This is a genomic window from Mongoliitalea lutea, assembly GCF_014652135.1.
Taxonomy (GTDB): Bacteria; Bacteroidota; Bacteroidia; order Cytophagales; family Cyclobacteriaceae; genus Mongoliitalea; species Mongoliitalea lutea.
The window spans coordinates 58104-85035 of sequence record NZ_BMYF01000021.1; the positions used below are offsets into that span (position 1 = coordinate 58104).

Below are 26932 nucleotides of genomic sequence, written 5' to 3' on the forward strand. Positions count from 1 at the left end.
TACGAACATTATAACCAAACTATAATGAGCACAGAAACAGCACAGGCATCTGTAAAACAAGCAGAGCCTCTTTTGTCCAAAAGAAGGAGAAAGTTCATCAGTGACCCTTTGGTAGATAATAACCCGATTACCATTCAGGTATTGGGGATTTGTTCTGCTCTTGCGGTTACTACTCAATTGCAGCCTACTTTGGTAATGGCGATATCCGTAATTTTCGTAATGGTGATGGCAAACCTGACCATCTCCTTGTTGAGAAATGCTATCCCATCCCGAGTGCGTATCATCGTACAATTGGCAGTAATTGCATCGTTGGTAACTTTGGTAAATGAAGTATTGAAAGCTTTTGCTTTTGATATGTATAAGGAACTATCCGTATTCGTTGGTTTGATTATCACCAACTGTATCGTAATGGGTCGTTTGGAAGCATTTGCATTGGGTAACAAACCATATGATTCCATCTTGGATGGTTTTGGTTCTGCCCTTGGATATGCTTGGATTATCTTAGCAGTTGCTTTCTTCCGAGAGTTATTGGGTTCAGGGTCTGTATTCGGAGTTCAAATCTACGATGCGATTTCTGGTCTATTTGGAGAAGGATTCAGCTTGGCAACGAATGGTTTGATGGTTTCTCCTGTAGGAGCATTCATCATTCTTGGTTTGATCATCTGGGTACAGCGTACCAAAACAGGTTATGTAGAACACTAAAAAGTAGCAAAAATGGAATTAGTAAATTTAGCAGTAAAATCGATCTTTATCGATAATATGGTTTTCGCCTACTTTTTGGGAATGTGTTCTTTCTTGGCCGTTTCTAAGAAGGTAAGTACAGCTCTTGGTTTGGGCGCAGCGGTAATCTTCGTATTGTCAGTAACTGCACCAACCAACTGGTTGTTGAATGAGTATATTTTGAAAGAAGGTGCTTTAGCTTGGGCTGGCCCTACTTTTGCAACAGTTGACTTATCTTTTCTAAGATTCATCATGTTCATCGCGGTAATTGCGGCAATGGTGCAGCTTGTAGAGATGATCGTTGAAAAGTTTGCTCCTGCTTTGTATGGTGCATTGGGTATCTTCCTTCCATTGATCGCAGTAAATTGTGCGATTCTTGGTGGTTCCCTTTTCATGGCTCAGAGAGATTATACTATCGCAGAAGCAACCGTTTACGGTTTTGGTTCTGGTGTAGGTTTCTTCTTGGCTATGGTTGCCCTTGCAGCTATCAGAGAAAAGTTGAAGTATTCTAATGTTCCTGACGGATTGAAAGGTTTAGGTATTACCATGCTTATCACTGGTTTGATGGGTATTGCCTTTATGTCCTTTATGGGTATTGATCTTTAAGAGTAAGAAATCATTTACTAAAGCCTCGGAGAAATCTGAGGCTTTTTTTGTGTCAATGCTTTTTAAATTACTTAGTTTTGTTGAAAGCTGTGAACTCATGTCATTTACGTATAAAAGATTCATTACATACTTCTTCAGAGGGCTCCTTTTTGTAGTTCCTATTGCTTTGACTGTCTATGTGATAGCTTGGATTTTGAGATTCATCGATGGAATAGTACCCATTCCGGTGCCTGGCCTTGGGATTTTGATAATTCTTGCTTTTATCACGTTTATTGGGTTTTTGGCTAGTATATTTATTACAAAGCCTCTTTTTGAGATTTTTGAGCGCTGGGTATTTAGGATTCCTTTGATCAATATTCTTTATACCAGTATCAAAGATTTGATGGCTGCATTCGTTGGAGATAAAAAGAAGTTTAATACGCCTGTTTTAGTGAAATTATCTGATACTGTATTTAGACTTGGCTTTATCACTCAGGACAATTTATTGGACATCGATGATAGGACATTAGTATCAATTTACATGCCTCATAGTTATAATTTCTCTGGCAATCTATTTTTAATTCCAAAAGAAAATGTAACAATTTTAGAGGGATTGAGCAGTACCGATGTGATGAAGTTTATTGTTTCAGGGGGTGTGTCAAACCTAAGTATAAAAGAAGCGGTTTCTAAAAAAAGAGAAGATTTCAATAACTAAACCATTCTATTACTGGCTTTTTAGGACATTTTTTTTAAATTTAACTCTCCAGTATGTTTAATTCTTTTAAGTTATGGAAAATCTTAGTCAAGCTTCTGTGGACTTTAAGCGGTCTTCCTTTTTTACATTTAGTAGGAAGGTTGCAGTTATTAACCTCTTTATTCTTGTAGTTATTTTGTTAAACCAAGATCAACTTATGGAGATTTCTCCTAATCTCTATCATTTTGTTGCGTGGTTATTCATGTATGTTGTGTTTTACCATTTTAAACCTAGGGATAGATTTGATAGTTACTTTTTTTGGCCGCTTTTGTATCCTTTGCTCATATGGATTGGGTATTATCTGTTGATTTCTGAAGATTTATTTGTTGAACAGACTGTTCCTAAAGCTCTTGGAATAGTAGTGGGAATGGTCTATATGTCAATAGTGAGGTATTTTTCACGGAGGAATTCTGAGTTAAATTGAAATCTGTATTCCTTGACTTTGAAGTTAAAAATCTGCCCATAAAAAAAGCTTAACGATTGCATTTCCTGTTTAGGTAACACAAGTCGTTAAGCTTTTAGTAAGATGTATAGCGCTTTTATTTTTTTAACCTTGCTATTGGGGTTTTGCCTCCTTTGGTTTTTTGATCCATCGTCACAAGAATCTCTGCATCTAGTGGTAAGTAGATATCCACTCTTGATCCAAATTTGATAAAGCCATACTCCCCTCCTTGGGCAAGCGGAGTTCCATCTTTCACATACCATTTGATTCTTCTTGCTAGGGCTCCGGCTATTTGTCTTACCAATATCTTTGTGCCATTTTCATGACGTAGTACCATGGTAGTACGCTCATTTTCTGTACTGGATTTTGGATGCCAAGCGACCAGGTATTTTCCAGGATGGTATTTGAAAAACTCTACAATACCAGCAATAGGAGAGCGGTTGACATGAACATTAAAAGGAGACATAAAGATGGATACTTGCTTTCTTCTGTCTTTCAAGTATTCATCTTCCGTTGTTTCTTCTATAACAACTACCTTGCCTTCCGCTGGTGCATACACCAAATCATCATCATTAGGTAAGGCCACGAATGGATTCCTGAAGAATTGAAGTACAATTAAATACAGGACTACACTGACAAGTAAAACTAGGTTGAGTACCAAGTCTTGTTCTGGAATCCATTGATGTAATCCATAATTTAGTGCTGCCAAGATTATTAGCATCCAAAACAGCAAAGATCTACCTTCTTTATGTATGGTCATGGGATAATTCGTTAAAAAGGGGTGTGAAAGTCACCTTTCACACCCCAAATATATAAATTTTTATTTTGTTCGCTTGTGCTTAGAAGCCACCACGGAAAGTGTAGGTCTTCGCAACTTTATCGATCGCAACAATGTAAGCGGCAATTCTCATTGGAACATTGTATTTGATAGAAGCTTCATATACATGGTCAAAAGCATCTTTCATAATACGATCCGAACGTCTATTGACACGCTCAGCAGTCCACTTGTAACCTAATCTATTTTGAACCCACTCAAAGTAAGATACAGTCACACCTCCAGCGTTAGCTAGGATATCAGGTACTGCCATGATGCCTTTTTCATTGATGATGGCATCTGCTTTAGCGGAAGTAGGGCCATTGGCACCTTCTACGATCAATTTCGCTTTGATTTTATCCACGTTATGGATAGTAATCACATCTTCAACGGCCGCTGGAACTAGCACATCCACATCCAATTCTAACAGTTCCATAGGATTGTCCATTTTCTCAGCTCCTTTGAAGCCTTCCAATGTCCCATTGTTACCATCTCTGTAAGCAATTGCTTCTACGATATTGATTCCATTTTCGTTGTGATAGGCGCCGGAAATATCCGATATCGCTACGATTTTTAAGCCTCGCTCTTCTAATAATTGAGCTGCCCAAGAACCTACGTTACCAAAACCTTGTACAGCACAGGTAGCGGAGAAAGGATTGATTTTTAATTTCTGCATGGCAGCTAAGGCACTGACCATTACACCGCGGCCTGTTGCTTCCGTTCTTCCAAGAGAACCGCCCAATACCAATGGCTTACCAGTTACTACGGCATTGACAGTCATTCCGTGTGATTTCGAATACTCATCCATCAACCAAGCCATTTCTCTTGGTCCTGTACCCATATCCGGTGCAGGAATGTCTTTGTCCGGGCCGAAAACGTCGATCATAGCTGTAGTGTAAGCTCTCATCAATCGCTCGATTTCTCCTTTGGACATTTCACGAGGGTTACAACGAACACCCCCTTTACCACCACCGTAAGGAATATCCACTACAGCGCATTTCCAAGTCATCCAAGCAGCAAGTGCTTTTACTTCATCGATGTGAACATCTGGCGAAAAGCGGATACCGCCTTTTGCAGGTCCTAGGATGTTTGAATGGATTACCCGAATTCCCTCAAAAACTTGAATTTTACCATTGTCCATGGTAATGGGAAGTGAAACAATCACTTGTTTGGCAGGATTTTTCAGCACATTGTAGACCTCTTCAGAAAGTCCCAATTTTTCTGCTGCAATGTTAAATCTCTCCATCATTGACTCCAAAGGATTCTCTTTATCCTTGATCGGAGCTGGTTCAATGTAAGCCATAGTGGGTTTATTTAGTTGAATTATTCAATTATGATACAATATTAAGGACTTTTTCAGTATCCACGGGTGATTTTTAAAAGATTTTCAAAAAAGCAGCAATAAATGGGGCCGATAATAACAATCCGTCAAATCTATCCATAAATCCACCATGTCCTGGTAATGCTTTTCCTGAATCCTTGATCTCTATACTTCTCTTAAACAGAGACTCTATGAGGTCTCCGTAAGTTCCAGCTATAATAATAATTGTAGCGATGCTAAGCCATTGCCAGGAAGGTAAGGTGTTGAAATGCTTACCCAAAATATAGGACATGACATAAGCTGTACCTGCTCCTCCGAGAAATCCCTCCCAGGACTTTTTGGGAGATACACGCTCGAATAATTTGGTCTTTCCAAACTTTGTACCGGCGAAGTAAGCACCCGAATCTGAAGCCCATAAAATCAATAAAGACCCTATGATGATTTCATAATGAAAGGTACCATCCACCGCAAAGGCTGCTACATTCAAGAGTGCAAACGGAACTGCGACATAAAAGATGCCTAAAAATGTGAAAGCTACTCCTGTAAATGGCTTTTTATCTGATTTTCTGTATAATTTGATGAAAAAAACTAAGGATACGAGCGGGAAAATCAAGAAATAATACTTGTCATCCAAATGTCCAATTTCTATAAAGAAGGTCAGTGCAAATATCAAGGTGCCCAAAAACGTTCCAAAACTTTTCAAAGGGAGCATTCCGTCCAAGCCGGATAGCTTGTAAAATTCCATCTGGGAAAATGCCAAAATTAACCCAAAAGTGATGAAATAAATCCATGGACTGTAAACCGCTCCTGCTATAATTACAAATGCACCAATCAACGCAGTAATGACACGTTGGGCGAGATTACTGTAATTGTTGATGTTGAAGCGGTCCCGCATTCTAAAAGGTGATCTCATGCTGCACGATGTTTAAAGCCTCCTCTAGATGCTGCTCTGCAACCATCACCTCGTATTGGCCATGAATCTGATAAGCTGTTTCTTTTTTATTGAGAATTACTGCTGGGATTTCCCGGTCTTCCAAAATGCTTTTGACTATTTCAGCCCTTACCGGTGAACCATCTGCAAACACTTTTTTCCAATTACTCATGAGTTGCTAATTGAGATTGTTCGTTTTTAAAAACACGAAATAAAAGAATCATACCGATCAAGCCAGCAAAGGCCATAAGTATGGGGACTTGCCCTGTTTCTTCTAAATCAAACTCTAGTATACCTATTTTATTCAAATATAGCATGATTACTGTGAAGGTATTGTTTAGGATATGGGCAAGTATCGGATAGACCAATGAACCTGAATATACATATAAATATCCAAATATAGCCCCTAAAAACACTCTTGGGAGAAAACCATAGAATTGAAGATGGATAGCAGAAAAGATAACTGCTGCTACCCATACGCCCGCATGAACATTGTTAAAATAGCCACTAAGCTTTGGTTGGAGCACTCCTCTAAAGAGTACTTCTTCGCCCAATCCAGCCAAAATACCTATAACAAAGATCCCCGCAAGTACTTCTGTGATGGAGTCAAAATCAGTCAAGAATTTGGTCAGGCCTAGTAATTGATCTTCTTTTTCCCTCAGGTATTTTTCAAGTTGGGATAAGGATTCCGGGAAGACAAAGTCAGCATTCCAGTCGATTAACACGCTGTTAAAAATAATACCTGCTATCAAAATCAAGATCATTAATACAATGCTTTTGAACTCTATGGTAGCTACTTGTTGTTTCCACTGAAAATCAGCCCGATCGACCAATTTGCTGTAAAGGATACCTGCTATAAAAAAGCTCAATCCTCCCGCTAAGCCTTGTACAAATAGAAAAACGAAGCGAGCTTGGGGGTGAGAGGAACCTACTGTAAGGATAGCAATCGTCTCATCCAAAGAGATGGAAAAAATCTTGGGGACCAGTACAACGGCCAATCCTTGTAAGAGTGCCAAGACTCCAAAGGTGACCAAAATCAGAACAACAAGTGATAATAACCAGTTGGATCGTGAAGCTATAGGTGATTGGGTTTTATAAATCTGCATAATTTGACGTAAATTTACAGGAAAATTACAATTGAACGGTGGTAAAGATAGGAAACTTAGAAATCGGTGAATTCCCCATGTTGCTCGCACCTATGGAAGATGTGAGTGATCCTCCTTTTCGGGCAGTCTGCAAGGAGAATGGAGCGGATTTGATGTATACAGAATTTATTAGTTCTGAGGGCTTGATCAGGGATGCTGCAAAGAGTGTTCAAAAGTTGGATATCTTTGAATATGAGCGTCCGATAGGTATTCAGATTTTTGGAAATGAAATAGAATCCATGCGAGAGGCAGCTGCTATTGCAGAAGCTGCAGGACCGGACATCTTGGATATCAATTATGGTTGTCCAGTTCATAAAGTTGCCTGTAAGGGTGCCGGTGCAGGGATTTTGCTCGATATCGATAAAATGGTTTCCATGACTGCTGAAATTGTGAAAGCAGTAAAAATTCCTGTGACGGTTAAGACCCGCCTTGGTTGGTCTCATGATACGATTCGTATAGTAGAGGTAGCGGAGCGTTTGCAGGATGTGGGTATTCAGGCGATTTCCATACATGCCCGTACGCGTCAGCAGATGTACAAAGGTGAAGCTGACTGGTCCTATTTGAACCAAGTGAAAGCTAATCCACGCCTACATATTCCTGTTTTCGGGAATGGTGATATCGATAGCCCTGAAAAAGCTTTGGAATACAAACAAAAGTACGATGTGGATGGGATGATGATTGGCCGTGCTTCGATTGGATATCCATGGATTTTTAATGAAATCAAGCATTATTTAGAGACCGGAGAAAAATTACCTGGCCCCGATATGGAAGAACGGATTCGGGTTACCAAAAAGCATTTGGAGTTTTCTGTCAAATGGAAAGGAGAGAAGCTGGGTATTTTGGAAATGAGAAGGCATTATACCAATTACTTCAGAGGGATGCCTAATTTCAAACCGTATCGGACACAGATGGTCACGGTGGAGTCCTTGGCAGAAGTTCAGGGGATTTTGGACGAAGTAGGGTCTGTATATGCCGATTATCAATTTTAATGGTTGATAACGAGAGAGAATACGTACATTTGAAATTACAGCAAAGGCTGTTTCATACACACTGCACGTCAGAAGTATGAAACAGCTTTTTTTGATTTGATTATCCGTTAGACATCCATTCATGAGTAATAGGGATTTGCTTGCCGAAAATGCATTAAAGGCCTGGGGTTTTCTGATTGTGTTGGCCCTGATTTGGGGAAGTTCATTTATTTTGATAAAAAGGGGCCTGGAAGTTTTTTCTCCTGGCGAAGTTGGGGCTTTTCGAATTGTTGCCGCTGGATTATTCCTGCTGCCACTTTCATTGCCCAGATTAAAGTCCCTCAATAAACGTCAAGTCAAAAATTTATTAATCGTAGGATTGGTAGGTAGTTTTATTCCGGCATTTCTTTTTGCAAAAGCCCAAACTCAATTAAGCTCATCGCTGACAGGTGTCTTTAATGCCATGACTCCTTTATTTGTAGTGATTATTGGAGCCTTGTTTTTCAATTCCAAAATTACTCAGCGCAATTTGATAGGTTTGCTCATTGCATTTGTGGGAGTAGTTTTATTGTTAATGGTCAAGGATACAGGGTTTGGAGGGTTTACTGATATCAATAGCTATGCGTTTTATGTCTTGCTGGCCTGTTGTTGCTATGGAGTTAATTTGAATATCATCAAATACCGATTTGTCGAACTCAAACCGGTAGCGATCACAGCTATCTCTATTACCATGGTACTTCCAGCTGCCTTGGTTTATTTATTTGCTGCGACTGATTTCTCCTTTAAGATTGTTCATGTGGCAGGTGCTTGGCAGGCAGCTGGTCTAATAAGTTTATTAGGGATCGTTGGTACAGCTTTAGCTTTGATCTTATTCAATGTGATGGTGAAAGTGGCAACCCCGGTTTTTGCGAGTTCGGTTACATACCTTATTCCTATTGTAGCCATTATGTGGGGATTATTGGATGGAGAGACCTTACTTTTTGGACACTACATTGGAATTATCGCTGTAATCTTTGGTGTATGGGTTGGGAATAGAAAGTAAGTTTTTAGTGGGTTTTTAGGTAATCTGAATCAGGATTCCTATTTTCAATTTTCAGGAAAAGAATATCTTCCCTCAAACCTACATGATCATGAATAAACTTCTTAGATTTTGTCAGCTTCTACTTGTCATAGTTTTACTGGTTCCTGCATCCTGGCAAGAAGCACAAGCTCAAAACGGTCCTCAATATAGGGCCTTAGTTTTCAGCAAGACGAAAGGATTTCGACATCAGTCCATTCCAGATGGTGTGGTCGCATTAAAGAAACTAGCGAGAGACAATATTTTTGATATTTATACGACTGAGGATGAAGACTTCATTACAGATGCCAACTTGGCAAGATTTGATGTGATCATCTTGATGAGTACCACAGGTACAATTTTCAATGAAGCTCAAAAAAACAGTATTCAGAAATTTGTGCAAAGTGGGAAAGGGATCGTAGGCATTCACAGTGCTACAGATACTGAGTATGACTGGCCTTGGTACACCCAATTGATTGGCGCCCAATTTTTGAATCATCCCCATCAGCAAACATTGAAGTTGAATGTGATTGATCGAAATCATCCTGCAACCTATCATTTGCCAGAAAAGTGGGTGTGGTCAGATGAGATTTATGCCTTTAAAAATTTCAACCCCAATGTCCGCGTTCTTATCACGGCAGATGAGAATACCTACGATGCAGGAGAAGGTATGGGAGATTTTCATCCGATTGCCTGGACCAATGAGTTTGATGGAGGGCGTATGTTTTACACTGCTTTGGGGCATACCGATTGGGCTTTTCAAAGTCCTGACTTCATGAAACACCTTTTAGGAGGGATATGGTGGGCAGCGAAGGGTTACGGAGATTAATTTTTCTTGCAAGCGTATTTACGCCAATTATGTACTTAAAGCAAGTGCTAAATTTCAGCGGGTTAAGATTGGAAGATTAGGTTAGTTGCTTAATCCCTGTGCCACAAAATCCTCCCGTTGGAATTTGGCTATCCCTTCTTTGGTACCTTGAAGAATGATTCTGAAGGTTGTTCCTTTACCCACTTCGGATTCTTTGACAAACACCTTTCCTTTGTGATAGCCCTCAATGATTCGTTTGGCTAGCGTTAGCCCTAGACCCCATCCCCGTTTACGGGTCGTAAATCCAGGAGTGAAAATCTTTTTAAACATCCCCTTTTCCATCCCTTTACCGTCATCAATAATGTCTACAAAAACATATTTTTCGCTTTCTTTGATAATATTGATGGTAATAGAACCTTGACCCTTCATGGCATCCACGGCATTTTTACAAATGTTTTCTATTACCCATTCAAATAAAGGTTTATTGATCATGGCTTCAATGCCGTTTTCATAGCCATTGACCGTCATGCTTACTTTGGTGGAAATTCGTGGTCGTAAGTAATTGATGGCTTCATCGATAACCATAAACACATTTTCTGGCTGTATGGAGGGTTTGCTTCCGATGGAGCTAAACCGCTCGGTCACCATCCGTAGCTTGACCACATCTTTATCCATCTCTTGGATGACCTCTTTGTTTTCCTCGTAGAAAGGGGAGTTTTTGAAATAGTCTAGCCATGCCATTAAAGAGGCGATAGGAGTACCCAATTGATGAGCGGTCTCTTTGGTCAACCCCGCCCAAACGCGGTTTTGCTCAGCTATTTTAGATTGATTAAATACTGCATATGCTAAGGCACCGAATACTAAGATGACAGAGAGTTGAATGTATGGATAGAAGCGTAAAGAAGTCAGTAATTCAGAATTCCGGTAATACACATAAGAGTCCATGATTTCTATGGGCTCAAATTGTGTCTTCATTTTGACAATTTCTTCTTTGAGCAGTTTGGCTTTTTCTTCGTCCGTTGCGTTTTTTCGGAATTTAATGTTCCGCATATCCAAAGGATTGCCCGAAGCATCGGCTATAATGACGGGTATGGAATAGTTTTGTTGGATGATTTCAGAATTGATAAATGTCAAATTGTCAGTATTCATGGAGGCGTACTCCAGGGCTTTTGCCAATAATTGAATCTGACGTTTTTCACGCTCGCGCAATTCTTCCACCAAGAGGTTGGTGTAATAGATCGACCCAAAGCTAATGATGACTGAGCTGATGAAAATCAGCCATTTGACGGTGTTTTTATTGCGATAAAAGTCCAAAATCCCGATATCCTGTAGCGCCTGCTTCATTTGTTCAATCTTTCGATGGCTTAATTCCGTATGTATAGAAAACTCCTTTCGCTTATTGTTAGTATCAATCGGCTGAAATTAGTTTTTGGCCTTCTATGGCCTTGTTTTTGATTGTATAGATAGTAAAACAACCATTAAATATAAAGATTATGAGCACAAATGATATTGGATTGAAAATAAAAGACAGTAAAGTTTTAGCGGCTAAGTTAAATTCGCTTTTGGCAAGTTATCAAATATACTATCAGAACCTTCGTAACTTCCACTGGAATGTTACCGGTCCAAACTTCTTTGAATTGCATGCAAAATTTGAAGAACTGTACAATGCAGCGGCCTTGAATATTGATGAAACAGCTGAGCGTATCTTAACACTCGGTCAGCGGCCACTGTCTTCCTATGAAGAATACATTGCGAACTCTTCCATTTCAGAAGCAAAGATGGTGGACGACGCCAAAAAAATGGTGGAAATTACCCGTGATAATTTGAATGCACTTCTGGATTTGGAGAGAGAAACATTAGAATTGGCAGGAGACCAAGGTGACGAAGGTACCGATGCCTTGATGAGCGAGTACATCACCGCTAAAGAAAAAGTGGTTTGGATGCTTTCTGCATACTTAAAATAATGTTTGCCCACAGTTGACGGTTCGTTGTCCACGGTTTGAGTATTTCATTGGATAGCAGATAAAATAACAATGGTATTGATCGTATTAAAAAAAAGCCCTGATGCAAATTAGGGCTTTTTGTTTTTTATAATTTACAGATTCCTGATTAACTCATAGTTGGTACTTCGGCCTCCAGCGGCTTCTTTTTGAAGGATACCTTTTTCCAGGAGGTCATTGATGTCTCTGATTGCAGTGTCTTTGGAGGATTTCGTTATCTTAGCCCACTTAGACGAGGTCAATTTTCCTTCAAATTCCCCCATCAACATATTCAGCAATTTCCGTTGACGTTCATTGAGTACTGTATGTGTATGTTTTCTCCAAAAGTTTGCTTTGAACAAAACTGCATCCAAGGCTTCGTCCGTTGCTTTCAATGCATTCGTTAGGCAGGCTAAAAACCACTCTATCCATGCTGTAATGTCAAGTTTACCCTTCTGGGTTTTTTCTAAGATCTCATAATAGTCTTTTCTTTCTTTTCGAATCTGTGCTGACATGCTGTAAAACCGTTGATTGCTGTTGTCCGAACGGGCTAACAACATATCTGTTAGTGCCCGTGTGATTCTACCATTTCCATCTTCAAAGGGATGTATGGTGACAAACCAAAGGTGGGCGACAGCTGCTTTCAATACGGGTTCTATAGATTCATGTGTATTAAACCATTCTAAAAACCGACTCATTTCCGTTTCTGTAACCGATGCTTCTGGAGCTTGAAAATGCACTTTTTCTTTTCCTAAAGCTCCAGATACCACTTGCATGGGACCTGTTGAATCCTGTCTCCAATCAGCTACGCTTATTTTATACATACCGCTTCTCCCAGTAGGGAAAAGTGCAGCATGCCAATCAAATAGACGGTCTTTTGTGATGGGCTCAAAGCAGTTGCGAGTAGCATCGATCATCATCTCTACCACCCCATCTACAAACCTATCGGACTCCACTGCACCGGCTATTTCCATCCCCAATTTTCGAGCGATTGAAGATCGGACTTGATCCAAATCTAAGTATTCGCCTTCAATTTCTGATGACTTGAGTACATCAAGGGTAAGGGTATGGAGAAATGCCTCATTTTTGAGATCAAAACCCAAAGACTCCATTTTACCTAGTAACCTTCCCTGAAGATTTCTCACAATACTTAATTGCTGGATTATCGCTTCATGATTCCAGTAAAAAGAAGGCCAATTAGGATTATGGTAGATGTACTGCATTATTCACTGCAATTTATGCAACGAATATATGCAATAATCGCCGCATAAAAAAAAATATTCGACGCATATATTGCGTCGAATATTTTTATAATCGTTGCATTTTAACAAGAGCTTACAACCATCGAAGCTTGTTGGAAAGTAAGAATGATGCTTCATCAAACTTTGTTGAGGAAAAGCATCATGCTTTTTAATGTCTCCTCATTTGACTTCTAGTATCCAACTTTCCAAAGGTTTCAGATCAACTCTTACCCTGCCTTGGCCATCTTGAATTGTCAAGGTTGGTTTCGCCTGTCCATAAAGTTTTTCATCCAATGTGTACTTTCCATCTGCTATTCCCCACCCTTGGATGATGTTAGCCGGCACTTGCAGTTCAAATCCAAAACTATCTTGCTTATCAAAATTGGTAATGATAATCAAGCGTTGTTTTTCTGACCAACGCATGTAGGAAAATACTTTGTCATTGTACCATTCCGTATTTGCGCGATTATGGCTATGAATTTCTGCATATTCACCTGCAAGGGCAGGACTGTAAAGCGTAAAGTTGAGCAAACGTTTGTAGAAATCGCGCAGGTCTTTTTCTGAATTGCTTAGCTGTCCTCCGTCGAATTTTCCACCATTCATCCATCGCTGATGATGCGGTACGCCGATATAGTCGAAAATGGATGTCCGGCTTGGTTTTCCAAATCCTGCGTCTTCTGCCCCTGGTTCGCCTACTTCCTGCCCAAAGTAAATCATCATAGGCGCTGCGTCAATGGTTGCTGATAGAACGGCCGCAGATTTGGCTATTTCCGCTTTCCCGACAAATTCATGACTGGCAATACGCTGTTCGTCATGATTCTCTAGGAAATGAAGCATGTGTTTCCCGATATCTGCCAATCCTGCTTGAATTGGGATTAAGTTGTCGGTAGAACCTTTACCCTGCATGATGTTTTTTAAGGTGTCATAGAGCTCTACCTTATCGTATAAAAAGTCCATTTTACCCAAGTGAATGTAATTCCTGTATTCTTTTGGATTGTAGATTTCAGCCAGCAGAAATGCATCTGGATTGGCGATTTTGATGGCTGAATTCATATAGCTCCAAAACTCAACAGGGACCATTTCTGCCATGTCAAAGCGGAATCCATCCACTCCCTTTGCTGTCCAGAAGAGTGCAATTTCCTTGAATTTTTTCCAAGAATCGGGTACTTCTTTATCTGCCCAAAAAGCAGCATGGGCTTGGTGATCTTTTGTGTCATAACCTTCTGGAAGGCTTGGGAAGTCTTTGGTGCCATCTGGTCGTACGCCATAATTAACTTTGACTGTTTCGTACCAATCGTGAAAATGCGGTTGCGCTTCTCTACTGCCATTTCCTGTCCATTTAGCAGGGTTTTCATCAAACTTTCCGTCGGATAGCGGATGCTTTTCACCCCCTAAGGGCTTATAATTATCCAAAGGAGCTGGAACTGAAAAAGATTTCCCAGGAATGTAATAGAAATTATTGTTTTTATGGTACTCCATTGTTTGGTCATCATTTGCACCAAAATCACGCACCCCCTCGGGATTGTTTTTTCCTTCATATTTTCTAGCGACATGGTTTGGGACGATATCGATGATGACTTTCATTCCATGTTTGTGCGTGCGTGCTATCAAGGCTTCAAACTCTTCCAAGCGCTTGGCAGGATCATCTGCTAGGTCAGGATTTACCTGGTAATAGTCCTTCACAGCATAGGGTGAACCCGCACGTCCTTTGACTACATCTGGATCATCATTGCTGATGCCAAATGCAGTGTAGTCTCTGATTACTGCATGATGGGGGATTCCTGTGTACCAGATATGACTGACCCCTAAGGCTTTGATTTCTTCCAAGGCTTTGTCAGTAAAGTTAGAAAACTTCCCAACTCCATTTTCCTCCAAGGTTCCCCAAGGTTTATTGGTCGTGTAGGTATTGCCAAATAGGCGCGTAAATACTTGATAAACGACAATCTTGTGTTGTTCTTCCATAGGAGATTCTGGAGCTGTTTCGGTTTCTTTGCAGCTGGATGCTAATAAAGAGCATGCAGCTAACGATAAAAAGAGTAATTTTTTCATGGACTAAAGATAAAAAAATGTTGGGATTAGCATGGATTTATCGTTTGCTAAATGGTAGCTTTTCATCGCGTTTTGGTCAATTCTGCTTTCAACGCTAGGCCTTTGGCTGTAAGTCGATATTTTTGGTTGGGGTGGTTTATTCGATTTGGAAATGTTAATTCAATGTATTTTTGTTCCAATGCTGGAGTTATGTATTCCACTCTGAAGTAATCATCTGTGAAAATCAGTGTCAATCATTCCAATTCTGTGTTTGATTCACCCTTAACTTTTTCCCAATCCAGACCAATAGCCCCGCAATTCCCATAAAGACCAATGACAAGACTAGAAAGTTAAAAACCAATTGGCCTACACTGATGGAATTCAAATCCACAAAAGGATAAGGATAGAATCCTGAGATTTGCCCGTGTATAATTGTGTACACAAAATATCCTAAGGGATAGAGGAGCCAATAGGGGAGTTGCTTCCATTCCACTGCTTTTTTATCCTCAAAAAGCCACCAAAATAATAATCCTAACATTGGATTGAGGGTATGGAGTAGCTCATCTGTCACCCGTGCCATGCCTTGCGGATCCCAAATTGCCCGCAAAACTACTTGGTAAACCAAGCCAACAACCAAAATATACACTGTGATTGCCGTTAGAGTCCCTGGTTTTTTCCAGATTTTTCCCCTGTCGTGGAGGTCTCCATGAACTTGTGAACTGAAATAAATTGCGAGCAGTGTATTGGTCAGGATTGTGAAATAGCTAAAAAAGCGAATAGTAGCCTCACTCCAAGTTAAAGGATTAGTTTCTAACATTAGCCAATACTGCATAATCACGGCAGACCAGCTCATAAACGCAAAAATGTAGGCTAAATTTTTTCTCATAACTCATGGAGTAAGCGATACACGAAAACTGTTGACCTTTTCAACAAATCAGGAAACTCTTTCATGTTGATTGTTTCGGCAGGAGAGTGCGCACCTGTACCAGAGGCCCCTAAGCCATCGATACAATCCAAATAGTCCGCGACATAAGAAATATCCCCAGCGCCTCTCGAACCAGGATCACCTGCTTTTACCTCTCCAAAGCCCATATCTCTGCTGACTTTGGAAAGCACATCCACCAATGCATAATTTCCCTCCGTGGGTGGCATGGATGGAATGCCATCTTCAAACGTGATACTGGCCGTAGTGCCATTGAGATTTCTACTGACGATTTCCCGCATTTTTTCACGAGCTTTTTCTTTTTGCTCCTCACCCAAAAAGCGCAAATCACCAGTTACCAATGCTTCTCTGGCCACAATATTTGTTTTGCCTAAAGCGCTGCCTTCTCCTGTGTCATCATTGTAAGCAACATCCGAACCGCCTATGATTTGACCGGGATTGAAAGTCAAATACTGCTCACCTGCCAATTCTTCCCGGAAGGTATTCAAGATTCTTGCAGCTTCGTAAATTGCTCCGTAGCCTACCGACTCACGGAATACACCGGATGAATGTACCTGTCTTCCTGTCGTCTTCAAAGTCCATCCGCTTGCACCTCTTCGGGCCACGGTCGCAATATTGAAGCCTTGGGCAGTTTCATAACCCAAAGCATAATCGTGAAGCTTGGCCCGCTCTACAAAGTCCAATCTGCTCACCCAACTAGGACTCCCTGCATTTTCTTCATCTCCTGTGAAATACACCGTCACTGTGCGGTCTTCCAAAAGTCCCAATTCATGCAATGCCTTCAGCGTAGCAAAAATCATTACATTGCCACCTTTCATGTCATTCGCTCCTTGTCCTTTGGCCGTATGCGCATCTACATATGTGAATGGATAGAATGGCATATCTTTTTCAAAAACCGTATCTAAGTGCCCGATAAAAAATAATTTCTTCCCTTTGTTTCCTTTTTTGCTGGCTACAAAATGACCTGCCCGCTTGAGTGAATCGGGTAAAGTCACCCATTCTGTAGTAAATCCTATCCTTGCAAACTCCCGTTCAAAAACCTTTCCCACTGCTTTTACGCCCTCTAAATTGAAGGTTCCTGAATTGATATTGACCGTTTCTTCTAATAAATCCAATGTTTCTTCGTAGTTTTTTTCAATTTGCTGAATCAGCTGTTGTTCTTTCTCATTCAGTGTTTGAGCAAAAGTTATTGGAGTCCAAAGGAAGGCGATGAAAACAAAGAGTTTAGCATTCATAGTTGCGATTCTAGGGTTTCTGTGTTTTTTTTGTCGGCTCAATATATCGAAATATTCAGATTTGAGGAACAAGAGCTCAGCGCAAGTAGTTAATTCTGTTGAGATTCTTGCGTATTTTGAATCTGAAACCCCGTTCTTTCGTAGAACTAACAATAAACCTTATGCAAAAACATATCCTTTCGCTGGCAATCAGCGCACTTGTTGTCATGGTATTGGCAGCATGTTCCGGCAATTTGACGACCGTAGTGGTCGAAACTCCTGAGTTGGAGCTAACTGCCGAAGGCCCTCTATTTGAAGGTGCTAACTCCTCGACAGCCACTTGGGAGTTTGATGTCAATGAACTATTAGGAGAAGTACAAGGGAAAGTTTCTAAAGCTAAAGTTGCTTCAGTAGAAATCACCTTGGTGGATGGAGATGAATTACCGGCGCTGGAGAAAATGGTGTTTGAACTCACATCTCAAAATACATCCATGACGCGGGTTGGTTTGCATGAAGGTGGATTTGAAGTTGGTTCTCCCGTTTCTTTATCGATCGCCGATAAGCAGGAGAACTTAGCAAATGCCTTCAATGATGGTAGGATTACCTTCGTGGGAGACTTTGATTTGTTGGATGAGGAGTTTTGGGGAAATGTGAAGTTTTTGGTGAAGGTTACTTTTGAACTTGGAATTAAATAATAACGATAAACTCAACATACCTATGAAAAAGTTACTTGCAGTTGTAGCATTTCTATTCAGTAGTGCTTTTGTAATGGCCCAGGATGCAGATGCATTGGTGGGTGTTTGGGAGCCAGGACATGGAAAAGCCCGAGTGAAAATTGATAATATTGACGGGAAGTATTACGGAAGAATCGTATGGTTAAAAGAACCAAATGACCCAAATACAGGTAAGCCAAAATTGGATGCCAATAATCCTGATGAAAGTATGAGAAATGTACCTTTGAGAGGTTACAGAATATTGAAAGATTTCACCTACAAAGGAAAGGGTGTTTGGGAAGATGGAACGATCTATGATCCTGAATCTGGAAATACCTACAGTTCTGTTATCACCATGAAGGATGAAAATACTTTAGATATTCGTGGCTTCGTTGGTGTCAAAACATTCGGTAGATCAGATACTTGGAGAAAGTTGAAAATAAACTAATCTAGGTCTGTGATGAAGCTAAAAATAGTATGTATGAGTATGGCCCTGTTTCTTGCAGGGCTTGTTCCGTTGATGGCCCAAGATGATGATGACGAAGATTGGGATATCTATGGAGACTTGGAATTAGTGGATGATAGTAATGTAAAACGCTATGCCAGACCTACCATCGTTGGTTTAAGCCCAACCCGTTTTTTCACTTTGTCCTACGATAGGCAGCTAGGGTATGATATGAATCTTTCTGCTGCACGTTTTCCAGCTAGTGGAAACACTGGATGGGCTGTAGATGAAGATGCACCGGTATCAGAGAGTGGTAGAGTGAATTTCACTGGAGGTGTTCGTTTCAATTCCAATATTCCTGTGATTTCCAAAAGTAATCTAGTTTGGCAAAGTGGACTAAATTATATGCGTGTGGGATATAATATTTCGGACGTGCAAAGTCAGCCGGATGCCTCAGGTTTAACACAGATTTTGGATGAGCGTGGATTGAATAACCTCAACTGGACCAATACCTTCTTTGTACCCATCAGTGAGCAAAATTTCTTCATCGTTCAAGCAGGATTGGATATGAGTGGGGATTACTCTTGGGGTTTGCAACCGTTTAACACCATTCGATGGAGTTTGGCGGCAGTCTATGCTAAACGAGTAAGTGAGAGCAAGCGTTGGGGCTTGGGACTGGCTAGAACCTATCGTGTAGGAAATTTGAATTACGTTCCGGTGGTCATGTACGATGTGACAAGTGCAGATAGAAAATGGGGAACTGAAATCCTTTTTCCAGCGAGAGCACATGGACGATACAATTTCAGCAAAAATTCTTTGTTGCTTTTTGGCTATGAATTGGAAGGGCAATCCTACCGTATCAATGATTTCTCAGTTGGGAACAATAGCTATGAAATCAGAAGAGGGGAGTTGCGCCCAAGATTAGAATTCCAAAAGCAAGTCTCGGGGCCGTTTTGGATGCATGTACAGGCAGGTTACCGCATGGACTGGACCTTCAATGCAGATGAGTTGGAAGGAAGTCGGGAGTTTTTCAGAGGCTTCTTCGGAACTCAGCAGTTTGGAATGGTTAATAATTTAGGCAATGCGGTTTATTTCAATATAGGGATAAGTTTTGTGACGCTTTAACAAAGTGGAATCAAATGTATTTTAATGACAGGGTTTTCATTAGGAAAGGCCCTGTCCTTTTTATTTTATTCCTTGGACCAATTTTCCAATGCTATTCCTTCTAAATCAATAAAATGCTTTTCGTTATTGGTTATTAATACCATATTATTAACAATTGCGCTTGAGCCAATGAGTAAGTCAAAATCATCGACAACTCTTCCTGTTTTTCTTAATCTGGCTTTTTCTTTTGCAAAAATATCAATGGCCTTAAAAATCGGAATGAGTTTTATACGATTTGAGAATTCATTAATTATTTCTCGGTTTTTTGTAGGGAATTCACTTTTTTCAGCACCAAACTTTAACTCAGCAAGTGTTATTTCAGAAATATATAAATTTTCAAATCCAATTTGTTCGAATTTTTCAACCAAATTAAATCTTCCTTTAAGGAAGTAGATACAAATATTTGTATCTAATAAGTATCTCATTAGAGGTCTTCAATCTTTCTTGAAGTGTATCTACTTAATCTTATTTCATCAATTATTTCTTCAGCACTTTTATCTGATTCAAATGCCCCATAAAGTTTTTTCCATGCATCATTTTCGGGTTTTTCTGGGTTTTTTGAAATAGAGTTTGAAATTTGATCAATAAGTTCGAGCTTAACCTTTTTGCTCAAATTTTTGATCATCCCTATAAAATTGTCAGCGATATCTATTTCATTCGTTTCCATTAGATTTCTTTTTTTAAATATACAAATTTTTAACGATTCAGTATTGTTTGGGGTTGAGTCTTTTACGATAAAGGATTGTTGCCCTAAATTTATTTCGAAAAGTTTATGAAATTGGAACTGTTGGAATGCTTAAAGATTGCAATTAGCATTAGACTTCAAAAAATTCATAAAAAAGCGGGTGTTTTTCCACCCGCTTTTTTTCATCCTATCAAGTTCCCTTCTTCATCCCATTGGGCGACCGTGCCGCGTTCTTCGGGTTTGAGGTAGAGGTCTTTGTATTTTTCCGGATATTCAAATCCATGTTTTTTCAGGACTTCATCAGGTACACCATCCCAAACATTCGGAGTGTTTCCCTTGTAGCCCATGTACTGAAATCCCTTTTCGGTAGTGAAATATCCCGTACAGGTGAGGTTTCTTAAGATGTTAAAGAAATTTACAGCTCCGGCTAATTCAGCTGGCGCCTTGTCAGGCCAAGCTATCAGGTCAATGACTTCCATGCGCTCGGATTCGGAAAGTGCTAGAAATTTCTTTCCATAGGTATCATCGCTGTAATTGTCCAGCCACATCAGTCCACCTCGCATGGGCGTTTGGAAAGGTGGATAGTCTTTCATCATAAACTCGATGAAATCGGGAACATCTACATCGGTAGCACTGACCCCATTTTCCCCAGCAGGCATGATGATGTCCACCAATACATTCAGTTTTTTCCGTTCTTCATCTGTGAAAAATACCTCTGAAAGTAAACGTTGGTCATAGGCAATTTCTTCTGCTGTTCGGGCACCGGGAGTTCCTCCGGCAATGCGTGGACTGTAATCTTCGACTTTATCTTTTGGATCACAATTGGTGAGTAAAAGTCCCGAAGCTAATGTCCCGGTAAATAGGAGTTTTAGGTTTTCTCTTCTGTTCATGTCTCCTACGATTAGATGTTTTTCTTTTTAAATTCTTCTACAATGTAATCACATGTTCTCCAAGCTAGTGCCATGATGGTCCATGTTGGATTTTTGTCAGCCTGCGAGACAAATGGTCCGGCATCCACTACGAAGAGGTTATCGCAGTCGTGGGCTTGACAGTTGCTGTTCAATACGGAAGTGTTGGGGTCTTTACCCATGCGTGTAGTACCTACTTCGTGAATGATGCGCCCAGGCGTGGCAAGACCATAGAGGGTGTCTGCACCGGGTTTGGTTCCCATCAAGATGGCGCCTGCTTCGGTGAGGATTTCTTCAAAGGTATCCTGCATGTGTTTGGCCTGCTTGATCTCTTGGTCGGTCCATTTGTAGTGAAATTTGAGTACAGGGATACCGTACTTATCGACTACCTTATTATCAATTTCGCAATAGTTGCTGTATTGAGGGATACTTTCCCCTCTTCCGGACATCCCAAGGGTAGTGCCATACAGGCGTCGGATATCTTTTTTCAATCCCTCTCCATAGCCACCATTAGGGCTTGGGTTTCCAAATTCATCTTTGAGGTACTTACGCATGGTATCCATGGCAAATCCTGTTCCGTACGAAGGCATGGCCATCCCCCCCCAGTATTCAATATGATATCCTCGAGCGAAGTCTAATTTTTTGTTGTCCAACCACCATGGAGTATAGACGTGCATGCCACCTACACCGTCCTCATTGTAGCGCTCTCTATCCACAAGATCGGGTAAAATTCCCATCCTATCAGCACCTGTGGAGTCATGAACATACCTGCCAACCATTCCGCTGCTATTTCCTACACCATTGGGATGGGATTTGGATTTGGAATTCATCATGATTCTGGCAGTCTCGCATGCGGAAGCACCCAGAACGACAGCTCGAGCACGCAACTTGTACTCCTGCATATCTACTTTATTGATATAAGATACCCCAGTAGCCTTACCACTATCATCCGTAGTTACAGCACGCACCATAGCAAAGGTGTATAAATCGACTTTACCTTTTTCCATAGCGGGTTTGAGCAAGACCGAACCGGAAGAGAAATCAGCATAGGCCTGACAGGCACGGTTGCACTGATTACAGAAAAAACATACCCCACGCTCATTGTTGATAGGTCTTGTCAACATCGACAAGCGAGAAGGAATCATGGGTACATTGGCTTTCTTTGCCCCTTTCATGGCATAAAGCTCATGTAGTCTTGGTTTTAGTGGAGGAAGGAAAAATCCATCGGGTTCATTGTAGATCCCTTCTTTGGAACCAAAAACGCCAATCAATTTATCAACTTTATCGTAGTAGGGTTTTAGGTCATCGTAACCGATGGGCCAATCATCTCCTAAGCCATCGATACTTTTGCGTTTGAAATCGTTTGGTCCAAATCGGAGAGAAATCCTACCCCAGTGATTGGTACGTCCACCGACCATACGTGAGCGAAACCAGTCGAATTGCGTGCCAGGGGCCTTCGTGTACGGCTCCCCCTCGATATCCCAACCGCCAATGGCTTGGTCAAAATCCCCAAAAGGCCTGACTCTCGTGCCAGAACCTCTACGAGGAGATTCCCAGGGTGGTCTTAGCTGAGTTCTATCTTCTTCTTTGGCAGGATCAAAATCCTGACCTGCTTCCAGTACGGCAACTGATAGCCCAGCTTCCGAGAGAATTTTAGAGGCCATACCTCCTCCAGCGCCGGAACCCACGATGATTACATCATACGCTTCACCGGATGATTTGATTTCAAAACTCATGTTTTATAAAATTTTTATAATTCTTTCGTAAGTTGTGTAAAAAAATATTTAAATCAAAAGCAATTTATCTGAATTATTTTGGAGAAGTGTAGACTTTTTTATGGATTCTTGGTAGAAGCGTTGGGTTCTTTTTTAAATTCTGGATATTTTAACAAAAAAAAGGATGCTTATAGCAATCCTTTCAAATGAGTCCAAACCGTGGCAGCTACAATTTTTTGACCTTCTGCGGTGGGGTGAATGCCGTCGGGAAGATTTAAATCAGGGTCTCCAGCGACTCCTTCCAAAAGGAAGGGAATCAGGTAGACTTGTTCTTCTTGCGCCACCTCTGGATAAATTTCAGCAAATCGCGCCGTGTATTCAGGCCCCATGTTTGGCGGGATCTGCATGCCGGCTAAGATTAAGACAGTTTCAGGATACTTGGAGCGTACTTTTGTCAGAATGGATTTTAAATTGCTTTTGGTTTCGGCTAAGTCAATCCCTCGTAAACCATCATTGGCCCCTAGTTCCAAAACAAAGACAGCGGGTTCCTCTTCCAAAAACCAATCCAAGCGACTGAGACCGCTGGCACTCGTGTCACCACTCAAACCTGCATTGACTACTTTGTATTCCAAGCCATCTTGCTCGAGCTTTCCTCCAATCAGATAGGGGAACGTTTCATCCTCATCCAAGCCGTATCCGGCTGTCAGGCTGTTGCCGAAGAAGAGGATGATAGGTTTTTCTGAGGAATCCGAGATACTATTTTCAATTATTCCAGTCGATTTTTCTGAGGATGTTTCACTCCCTGCACAGGCGTTAAAAAGGAGTAATATTCCACCAAGCAGGTATATCAAGTTGTTTTTCATTATATTCTTTTTGAATTCAATCGAAATTTAAAGTTTTTTGTTTGCTCTGTCTAAGGATTATTTCCAATCATTTAAACCTTTTTACCGTTGGTATATGTTATTTTCATGAAAAATTTTAGGAGCAAGCATGAGCATTCTTAGTGTACGTAATGTAAGTAAAACCTATCAAAGTGGCAGCAAGCCTTTGACAGTTTTAGATGATATTAACTTTGATATTCAACCAGGGGAGCGTTTGGCCATAGTAGGTCCCTCTGGCAGTGGGAAAACCACCTTACTTGGCTTATGTGCTGGCCTAGATTCTGCAAGTGCTGGTTCTGTGGTTCTGCATGGAAAGGCCATGGAGCAGCTTAATGAAGATCAGCGTGCTTCTGTCCGCAATCAGTCCGTTGGCTTTATTTTTCAAAATTTCCAATTGCTGCCTACGCTGACCGCTTTGGAAAATGTGATGGTTCCTTTGGAATTGAAAAAGAGGAAGGATGCCCGTGTAAAAGCCATGGAACTGCTCAAACAAGTGGGACTGGCTGATCGTGCTACGCATTACCCTACCCAATTATCCGGAGGCGAGCAGCAGCGGGTTTCCATCGCACGTGCCTTTGCCAATGAACCAGCGATTTTATTTGCAGACGAACCTACTGGTAATTTGGATACAGAAACGGGAGAACTGATTGAGCAATTGATTTTTGATCTGAACCGGGAAAAGGGAACCACGCTGGTTTTGGTGACGCACGATGTGGAGCTTGCCCAAAAAACCGACCGCATCATTTCTATCAAAGGGGGCAAAATCCAGGAGGACCGATATGTTTGATTTCCGTTGGGTACTGACCATGGCTCTACGGGAATTTCGGAAGAATTTCTCGAGGCTCTTATTATTTGTAGCGTCCATGATCGTAGGCATTGCTGCGTTGGTCGGCATTCATTCCTTTGGCGAAAACCTGAAGAAGGACATAGAAAATCAATCCAAGGAATTGGTTGGGGCGGATTTGGTGCTTAACAATAACAAACCTTTGGGTAAGCAGCCCACAGACTCACTGGCATTGGCTCAGTCCAATGAAATCAACTTTGCAAGCATGGTTGCTTTTCCTGCTACAGGTGAAAGCCGTTTGACTCAAGTACGCCTGTTGGAAGGAGATTTCCCTTTTTATGGGACCCTAGAAACTGTGCCAGTGGAAGCAGAGCGCACCTTCCGTCAAGGTGGACGCAAAGCTTTGGTAGAAAAGTTGCTGATGGCCCAGTTCAATGCTACTGTTGGAGATTCCATCAAAGTAGGGGAATTGACCTTTGTTATCGAGGGTGAATTGCAAAAAGTACCCGGCCAAACAGGCATCACGGCGACCGTTGCACCAGCGGTATATATACCCATGGAGTATGGCGAAGCCACGGGTTTGATTCAATACGGAAGTCGTCTGCGCTATCAGCGTTATTATTTGTTTGAGGAAGGGTATGATGTGGAGGCTTTGACCCAAACGTATGAAGAGGTATGGGAAGAGGATAGGGTTGATGCAGATACAGTAGAAGACCGCCGAAGACAAACGGGTCGCTCCTTTCAGAATCTTTCCAATTTCTTGAGTTTGGTAGCCTTTATTGCCCTGCTTTTGGGTAGTGTGGGTGTTGCCAGTGCGGTGAATGTTTTTGTTAAGGAAAAATTAGCTTCCGTAGCTGTTTTACGTTGTTTGGGTGTGAGTTCAGCCACTGCCATGTGGATTTACTTGGTGCAAATCATGCTGATGGGCTTATTTGGATCTGTGATGGGAGCTTTGATTGGTTCGGGTTTACAGGTCTTGCTGCCTACCGTCTTTGCCGATTTTCTACCCGTGGATGTGAGTATGAGTATTTCGTGGACTTCTATAGGTTTTGGCTTGGTTACGGGTATGTTGGTGTCGGTGCTCTTTGCCCTATTGCCGCTGCTCAAAATCAGGAGGGTTTCGCCCATGGCCACGCTGCGTCCGGAAGCCTCAGAAACAGGTTTTGGGAAAGACCCGCTGCGTTGGTTGGTGATTCTGGGGATTTTCGCATTTGTCTTTGGATTTAGTTTTCTCTTGTTGAAGGATTGGAAGGCAGCCTTAGGATTTACGGGATTTGTAGTGGTCGCTTTCTTGGCCTTATTTGCGGTAGCTTTGGGGATGATGTGGGCCATTCGTCGCTTTCTACCGATTAGCCTCCGCTACACCGTCCGTCAATCCTTGGCGAATTTGTATAGACCCAACAATCAAACGGTTTCATTGATTGCGACGATTGGCTTGGGCACAGCCATGATCAGTACCTTATTTTTTGTTCAAAATCAACTCTTGGACGAAGCTCGCTTTGCGGATAAAGAAGATCAGCCCAATATGTTGCTTTTTGATATTCAGAATCATCAGGTCGAGGAGGTAGCAGGGAGGTTAGTAGCCCGGGATTTACCCATTTTGCAGCGGGTTCCAATTGTCACGATGGGTTTGGAGTCCATCAATGGCTTGACCAAAAAAGGGAACGATACCTTGCCAGATGAGGATCGACGTTCTAGAAGTTTGTATAACCGGGAGTTTCGGGTGACTTATCGGGACACCTTGATCAATTCCGAGCGCTTGACTAAAGGGCAATTGCGTCCCTTTGAAAATCCTGGGGATACGGTATTTGTGTCATTGGATGAGAGTTATGCCATGCGAACGGGTATCAAATTGGGTGATCGCTTGGTGTTTAATGTACAGGGGCGGCCATTGATGACCTATGTGGGGAGTTTTCGGGAGGTAAAGTTCAATCAGGTATCGACCAATTTTTTGGTGTTGTTCCCTGAGAAGGTATTAGAGAATGCACCCAAATTCCACGTCTTGATTACCAAGACCAAAAATGATCGGCAGTCCGCAGATGTGCAGTCAGAGATTGTGCGGGAATTTCCGAATATATCGGTGGTCAACCTGGGAGCGATTGTGGAGACTTTGGAGGAGATTTTGGGTAAAATTAGTTTCGTGATTCAGTTTATGGCTTTTTTCTCTATTCTGACGGGTATTTTGGTACTGATCAGTTCTTTGATTATCAGTAAGTATCAGCGAATGCGGGAGAGTATTCTGTTACGAACCTTGGGGGCGAGTAGCGGTACAGTGTCGGCTATCAATACCTTGGAGTATTTCTTCTTGGGTTCTTTGGCTTCGTTGAGTGGGATTTTATTGTCTTTCTTAGCGACCTTTTTATTGAGTAACTATGTGTTTCAGTTGCCATTCCGTGCGGCGTTCACGGAGGCTTTTGTGTTGTATGCGGTGATTACCTTCTTGGTGGTCCTCCTAGGCTGGCTCAACGGTTCCAAAATCATCCAAAAACCACCGATGGAAATCCTCCGAGGCAATGGGTAGGGGCTGTCCACAGATTACACGGATTATCACAGATGTTTTTTGTAGGGGATTTATGAGGGATAGTTGAGACCATTGGTTGGCTGGCATAAGCTACTTAGGCTGTCCGCAGATTACACGGATTTTTTTGAACGTTTTTTTTTGATGGAAACATAAGAACCTTGGCAGG

At 41.4% G+C, this 26932-nt stretch carries 28 protein-coding genes; 12 read left to right on the forward strand and 16 right to left on the reverse strand.

Annotated elements, in window-relative coordinates; all coding sequences use genetic code 11:
- Positions 1-24: 24 nt before the first annotated feature.
- The 3 genes from IE080_RS15635 to IE080_RS15645 all read left to right on the forward strand — a co-directional run bounded on the left by IE080_RS15635 (position 25) and on the right by IE080_RS15645 (position 2020).
- Positions 25-702 carry an NADH:ubiquinone reductase (Na(+)-transporting) subunit D gene (locus IE080_RS15635; protein ID WP_189584732.1) on the forward strand — a complete coding sequence of 226 codons (678 nt, stop codon included), beginning with the start codon at positions 25-27 and terminating at the stop codon, positions 700-702.
- Positions 703-714: 12 nt separating this feature from the next.
- On the forward strand, positions 715-1326 hold the full coding sequence (gene nqrE / locus IE080_RS15640; protein ID WP_189584735.1) for an NADH:ubiquinone reductase (Na(+)-transporting) subunit E: 612 nt from the start codon (positions 715-717) through the stop codon (positions 1324-1326).
- 97 nt (positions 1327-1423) lie between these two features.
- Complete coding sequence (locus IE080_RS15645; RefSeq protein ID WP_189584738.1) at positions 1424-2020, forward strand: DUF502 domain-containing protein; 597 nt, start codon at positions 1424-1426, stop codon at positions 2018-2020.
- Positions 2021-2598: 578 nt separating this feature from the next.
- Here IE080_RS15645 and IE080_RS15650 read toward each other — a convergent pair.
- The 5 genes from IE080_RS15650 to IE080_RS15670 form a co-directional block, all read right to left on the reverse strand.
- Complete coding sequence (locus IE080_RS15650) at positions 2599-3261, reverse strand: phosphatidylserine decarboxylase family protein (protein ID WP_189584741.1); 663 nt, start codon at positions 3259-3261, stop codon at positions 2599-2601.
- 79 nt (positions 3262-3340) lie between these two features.
- Entirely contained in the window at positions 3341-4618 is a 1278-nt protein-coding gene (locus IE080_RS15655; protein WP_189584745.1) for a Glu/Leu/Phe/Val family dehydrogenase, read from the reverse strand.
- Between the two features lie 73 nt (positions 4619-4691).
- The gene (locus IE080_RS15660) at positions 4692-5549 is read right to left on the reverse strand and encodes a phosphatidate cytidylyltransferase (RefSeq protein WP_229800682.1); all 858 of its coding nucleotides are present in this window, start codon (positions 5547-5549) and stop codon (positions 4692-4694) included.
- Entirely contained in the window at positions 5533-5739 is a 207-nt protein-coding gene (locus IE080_RS15665) for a putative signal transducing protein (RefSeq protein ID WP_189584748.1), read from the reverse strand. Before IE080_RS15665 ends, IE080_RS15660 begins: the two co-directional genes overlap by 17 nt.
- Positions 5732-6673 (reverse strand): CPBP family intramembrane glutamic endopeptidase, encoded by a 942-nt coding sequence (locus tag IE080_RS15670; RefSeq protein WP_189584751.1) that lies wholly within the window; start codon positions 6671-6673, stop codon positions 5732-5734. Before IE080_RS15670 ends, IE080_RS15665 begins: the two co-directional genes overlap by 8 nt.
- Positions 6674-6711: 38 nt before the next feature.
- Between IE080_RS15670 and dusB the strand changes: the two genes are divergently transcribed.
- The 3 genes from dusB (at position 6712) to IE080_RS15685 (ending at position 9566) form a co-directional block, all read left to right on the forward strand.
- On the forward strand, positions 6712-7701 hold the full coding sequence (gene dusB / locus IE080_RS15675) for a tRNA dihydrouridine synthase DusB (RefSeq protein ID WP_189584755.1): 990 nt from the start codon (positions 6712-6714) through the stop codon (positions 7699-7701).
- A 121-nt stretch (positions 7702-7822) separates the two neighbouring features.
- Complete coding sequence (locus tag IE080_RS15680; RefSeq protein WP_189584758.1) at positions 7823-8722, forward strand: DMT family transporter; 900 nt, start codon at positions 7823-7825, stop codon at positions 8720-8722.
- 88 nt (positions 8723-8810) lie between these two features.
- Positions 8811-9566 (forward strand): ThuA domain-containing protein, encoded by a 756-nt coding sequence (locus tag IE080_RS15685; protein ID WP_189584760.1) that lies wholly within the window; start codon positions 8811-8813, stop codon positions 9564-9566.
- Between the two features lie 81 nt (positions 9567-9647).
- On the opposite strand, the gene IE080_RS15690 is transcribed toward IE080_RS15685, so the two are convergent.
- Positions 9648-10889, reverse strand: coding sequence for a sensor histidine kinase (locus IE080_RS15690; protein ID WP_189584764.1), 1242 nt, complete (start codon positions 10887-10889; stop codon positions 9648-9650).
- Positions 10890-11038: 149 nt separating this feature from the next.
- On the opposite strand from IE080_RS15690, the gene IE080_RS15695 reads away from it, so the two are divergent.
- Positions 11039-11509 carry a Dps family protein gene (locus IE080_RS15695; RefSeq protein WP_189584766.1) on the forward strand — a complete coding sequence of 157 codons (471 nt, stop codon included), beginning with the start codon at positions 11039-11041 and terminating at the stop codon, positions 11507-11509.
- A gap of 131 nt (positions 11510-11640) precedes the next feature.
- Here IE080_RS15695 and IE080_RS15700 read toward each other — a convergent pair whose 3' ends face one another.
- The 5 genes from IE080_RS15700 to IE080_RS15715 form a co-directional block, all read right to left on the reverse strand.
- A complete protein-coding gene (locus IE080_RS15700; protein WP_308428178.1) occupies positions 11641-12747 on the reverse strand; it encodes a Fic family protein in 1107 nt (368 codons plus the stop codon).
- A gap of 198 nt (positions 12748-12945) precedes the next feature.
- Positions 12946-14814 (reverse strand): alpha-amylase family protein, encoded by a 1869-nt coding sequence (locus tag IE080_RS15705; protein ID WP_189584769.1) that lies wholly within the window; start codon positions 14812-14814, stop codon positions 12946-12948.
- Between the two features lie 62 nt (positions 14815-14876).
- The gene (locus IE080_RS19760; RefSeq protein ID WP_373295139.1) at positions 14877-15014 is read right to left on the reverse strand and encodes a Fic family protein; all 138 of its coding nucleotides are present in this window, start codon (positions 15012-15014) and stop codon (positions 14877-14879) included.
- 29 nt (positions 15015-15043) lie between these two features.
- The gene (locus tag IE080_RS15710) at positions 15044-15679 is read right to left on the reverse strand and encodes a Pr6Pr family membrane protein (protein ID WP_189584772.1); all 636 of its coding nucleotides are present in this window, start codon (positions 15677-15679) and stop codon (positions 15044-15046) included.
- Complete coding sequence (locus IE080_RS15715; RefSeq protein ID WP_189584775.1) at positions 15676-16971, reverse strand: M20/M25/M40 family metallo-hydrolase; 1296 nt, start codon at positions 16969-16971, stop codon at positions 15676-15678. The genes IE080_RS15710 and IE080_RS15715 overlap by 4 nt, the downstream gene beginning before the upstream one ends.
- 161 nt (positions 16972-17132) lie before the next feature.
- Here IE080_RS15715 and IE080_RS15720 point away from each other — a divergent pair, with 161 nt between their 5' ends.
- The 3 genes from IE080_RS15720 to IE080_RS15730 are packed head-to-tail and all read left to right on the forward strand — an operon-like array spanning position 17133 to position 19233.
- Positions 17133-17645 (forward strand): hypothetical protein, encoded by a 513-nt coding sequence (locus IE080_RS15720; protein ID WP_189584778.1) that lies wholly within the window; start codon positions 17133-17135, stop codon positions 17643-17645.
- A gap of 22 nt (positions 17646-17667) precedes the next feature.
- Positions 17668-18111 carry a DUF2147 domain-containing protein gene (locus IE080_RS15725; protein WP_189584781.1) on the forward strand — a complete coding sequence of 148 codons (444 nt, stop codon included), beginning with the start codon at positions 17668-17670 and terminating at the stop codon, positions 18109-18111.
- Between the two features lie 12 nt (positions 18112-18123).
- A complete protein-coding gene (locus IE080_RS15730; RefSeq protein WP_229800683.1) occupies positions 18124-19233 on the forward strand; it encodes a DUF6268 family outer membrane beta-barrel protein in 1110 nt (369 codons plus the stop codon).
- Positions 19234-19298: 65 nt separating this feature from the next.
- On the opposite strand, the gene IE080_RS15735 is transcribed toward IE080_RS15730, so the two are convergent.
- From IE080_RS15735 to IE080_RS15755, 5 genes are all read right to left on the reverse strand, one after another.
- Entirely contained in the window at positions 19299-19697 is a 399-nt protein-coding gene (locus tag IE080_RS15735) for a type II toxin-antitoxin system VapC family toxin (protein WP_189584784.1), read from the reverse strand.
- Positions 19697-19939, reverse strand: a complete 243-nt coding sequence (locus tag IE080_RS15740) for a hypothetical protein (RefSeq protein WP_189584787.1) — start codon at positions 19937-19939, stop codon at positions 19697-19699. The genes IE080_RS15735 and IE080_RS15740 overlap by 1 nt, the downstream gene beginning before the upstream one ends.
- A 200-nt stretch (positions 19940-20139) precedes the next feature.
- Positions 20140-20847 carry a gluconate 2-dehydrogenase subunit 3 family protein gene (locus tag IE080_RS15745; protein ID WP_189584789.1) on the reverse strand — a complete coding sequence of 236 codons (708 nt, stop codon included), beginning with the start codon at positions 20845-20847 and terminating at the stop codon, positions 20140-20142.
- A gap of 11 nt (positions 20848-20858) precedes the next feature.
- A complete protein-coding gene (locus IE080_RS15750) occupies positions 20859-22601 on the reverse strand; it encodes a GMC family oxidoreductase (protein WP_189584793.1) in 1743 nt (580 codons plus the stop codon).
- Positions 22602-22768: 167 nt separating this feature from the next.
- Complete coding sequence (locus IE080_RS15755) at positions 22769-23443, reverse strand: arylesterase (protein WP_189584796.1); 675 nt, start codon at positions 23441-23443, stop codon at positions 22769-22771.
- 127 nt (positions 23444-23570) lie between these two features.
- Here IE080_RS15755 and IE080_RS15760 point away from each other — a divergent pair, with 127 nt between their 5' ends.
- A complete protein-coding gene (locus IE080_RS15760; RefSeq protein ID WP_189584799.1) occupies positions 23571-24248 on the forward strand; it encodes an ABC transporter ATP-binding protein in 678 nt (225 codons plus the stop codon).
- Positions 24241-26766, forward strand: coding sequence for an ABC transporter permease (locus IE080_RS15765; protein WP_189584802.1), 2526 nt, complete (start codon positions 24241-24243; stop codon positions 26764-26766). Before IE080_RS15760 ends, IE080_RS15765 begins: the two co-directional genes overlap by 8 nt.
- The last annotated feature ends 166 nt before the right edge of the window (positions 26767-26932 follow it).

Excerpts from the sequence above, each read along its gene's own strand:
- IE080_RS15650 (WP_189584741.1), bottom strand. The coding sequence starts at position 3,261 with ATGACCATACATAAAGAAGGTAGATCTTTGCTGTTTTGGATGCTAATA.
- IE080_RS15635 (WP_189584732.1), top strand. The coding sequence starts at position 25 with ATGAGCACAGAAACAGCACAGGCATCTGTAAAACAAGCAGAGCCTCTT.
- IE080_RS15740 (WP_189584787.1), bottom strand. The coding sequence starts at position 19,939 with ATGGAAACGAATGAAATAGATATCGCTGACAATTTTATAGGGATGATC.
- IE080_RS15735 (WP_189584784.1), bottom strand. The coding sequence starts at position 19,697 with ATGAGATACTTATTAGATACAAATATTTGTATCTACTTCCTTAAAGGA.
- IE080_RS15690 (WP_189584764.1), bottom strand. The coding sequence starts at position 10,889 with ATGAAGCAGGCGCTACAGGATATCGGGATTTTGGACTTTTATCGCAAT.
- IE080_RS15695 (WP_189584766.1), top strand. The coding sequence starts at position 11,039 with ATGAGCACAAATGATATTGGATTGAAAATAAAAGACAGTAAAGTTTTA.
- IE080_RS15645 (WP_189584738.1), top strand. The coding sequence starts at position 1,424 with ATGTCATTTACGTATAAAAGATTCATTACATACTTCTTCAGAGGGCTC.
- nqrE (WP_189584735.1), top strand. The coding sequence starts at position 715 with ATGGAATTAGTAAATTTAGCAGTAAAATCGATCTTTATCGATAATATG.
- IE080_RS15655 (WP_189584745.1), bottom strand. The coding sequence starts at position 4,618 with ATGGCTTACATTGAACCAGCTCCGATCAAGGATAAAGAGAATCCTTTG.
- IE080_RS15750 (WP_189584793.1), bottom strand. The coding sequence starts at position 22,601 with ATGAGTTTTGAAATCAAATCATCCGGTGAAGCGTATGATGTAATCATC.
- IE080_RS15745 (WP_189584789.1), bottom strand. The coding sequence starts at position 20,847 with ATGAACAGAAGAGAAAACCTAAAACTCCTATTTACCGGGACATTAGCT.
- IE080_RS15755 (WP_189584796.1), bottom strand. The coding sequence starts at position 23,443 with ATGAAAAACAACTTGATATACCTGCTTGGTGGAATATTACTCCTTTTT.
- IE080_RS15660 (WP_229800682.1), bottom strand. The coding sequence starts at position 5,549 with ATGAGATCACCTTTTAGAATGCGGGACCGCTTCAACATCAACAATTAC.
- IE080_RS15685 (WP_189584760.1), top strand. The coding sequence starts at position 8,811 with ATGAATAAACTTCTTAGATTTTGTCAGCTTCTACTTGTCATAGTTTTA.
- IE080_RS15705 (WP_189584769.1), bottom strand. The coding sequence starts at position 14,814 with ATGAAAAAATTACTCTTTTTATCGTTAGCTGCATGCTCTTTATTAGCA.
- IE080_RS15715 (WP_189584775.1), bottom strand. The coding sequence starts at position 16,971 with ATGAATGCTAAACTCTTTGTTTTCATCGCCTTCCTTTGGACTCCAATA.
- IE080_RS15765 (WP_189584802.1), top strand. The coding sequence starts at position 24,241 with ATGTTTGATTTCCGTTGGGTACTGACCATGGCTCTACGGGAATTTCGG.
- IE080_RS15720 (WP_189584778.1), top strand. The coding sequence starts at position 17,133 with ATGCAAAAACATATCCTTTCGCTGGCAATCAGCGCACTTGTTGTCATG.
- IE080_RS15725 (WP_189584781.1), top strand. The coding sequence starts at position 17,668 with ATGAAAAAGTTACTTGCAGTTGTAGCATTTCTATTCAGTAGTGCTTTT.
- IE080_RS15730 (WP_229800683.1), top strand. The coding sequence starts at position 18,124 with ATGAAGCTAAAAATAGTATGTATGAGTATGGCCCTGTTTCTTGCAGGG.
- IE080_RS15710 (WP_189584772.1), bottom strand. The coding sequence starts at position 15,679 with ATGAGAAAAAATTTAGCCTACATTTTTGCGTTTATGAGCTGGTCTGCC.
- IE080_RS15700 (WP_308428178.1), bottom strand. The coding sequence starts at position 12,747 with ATGCAGTACATCTACCATAATCCTAATTGGCCTTCTTTTTACTGGAAT.
- IE080_RS15670 (WP_189584751.1), bottom strand. The coding sequence starts at position 6,673 with ATGCAGATTTATAAAACCCAATCACCTATAGCTTCACGATCCAACTGG.
- IE080_RS15665 (WP_189584748.1), bottom strand. The coding sequence starts at position 5,739 with ATGAGTAATTGGAAAAAAGTGTTTGCAGATGGTTCACCGGTAAGGGCT.
- IE080_RS15680 (WP_189584758.1), top strand. The coding sequence starts at position 7,823 with ATGAGTAATAGGGATTTGCTTGCCGAAAATGCATTAAAGGCCTGGGGT.
- IE080_RS15760 (WP_189584799.1), top strand. The coding sequence starts at position 23,571 with ATGAGCATTCTTAGTGTACGTAATGTAAGTAAAACCTATCAAAGTGGC.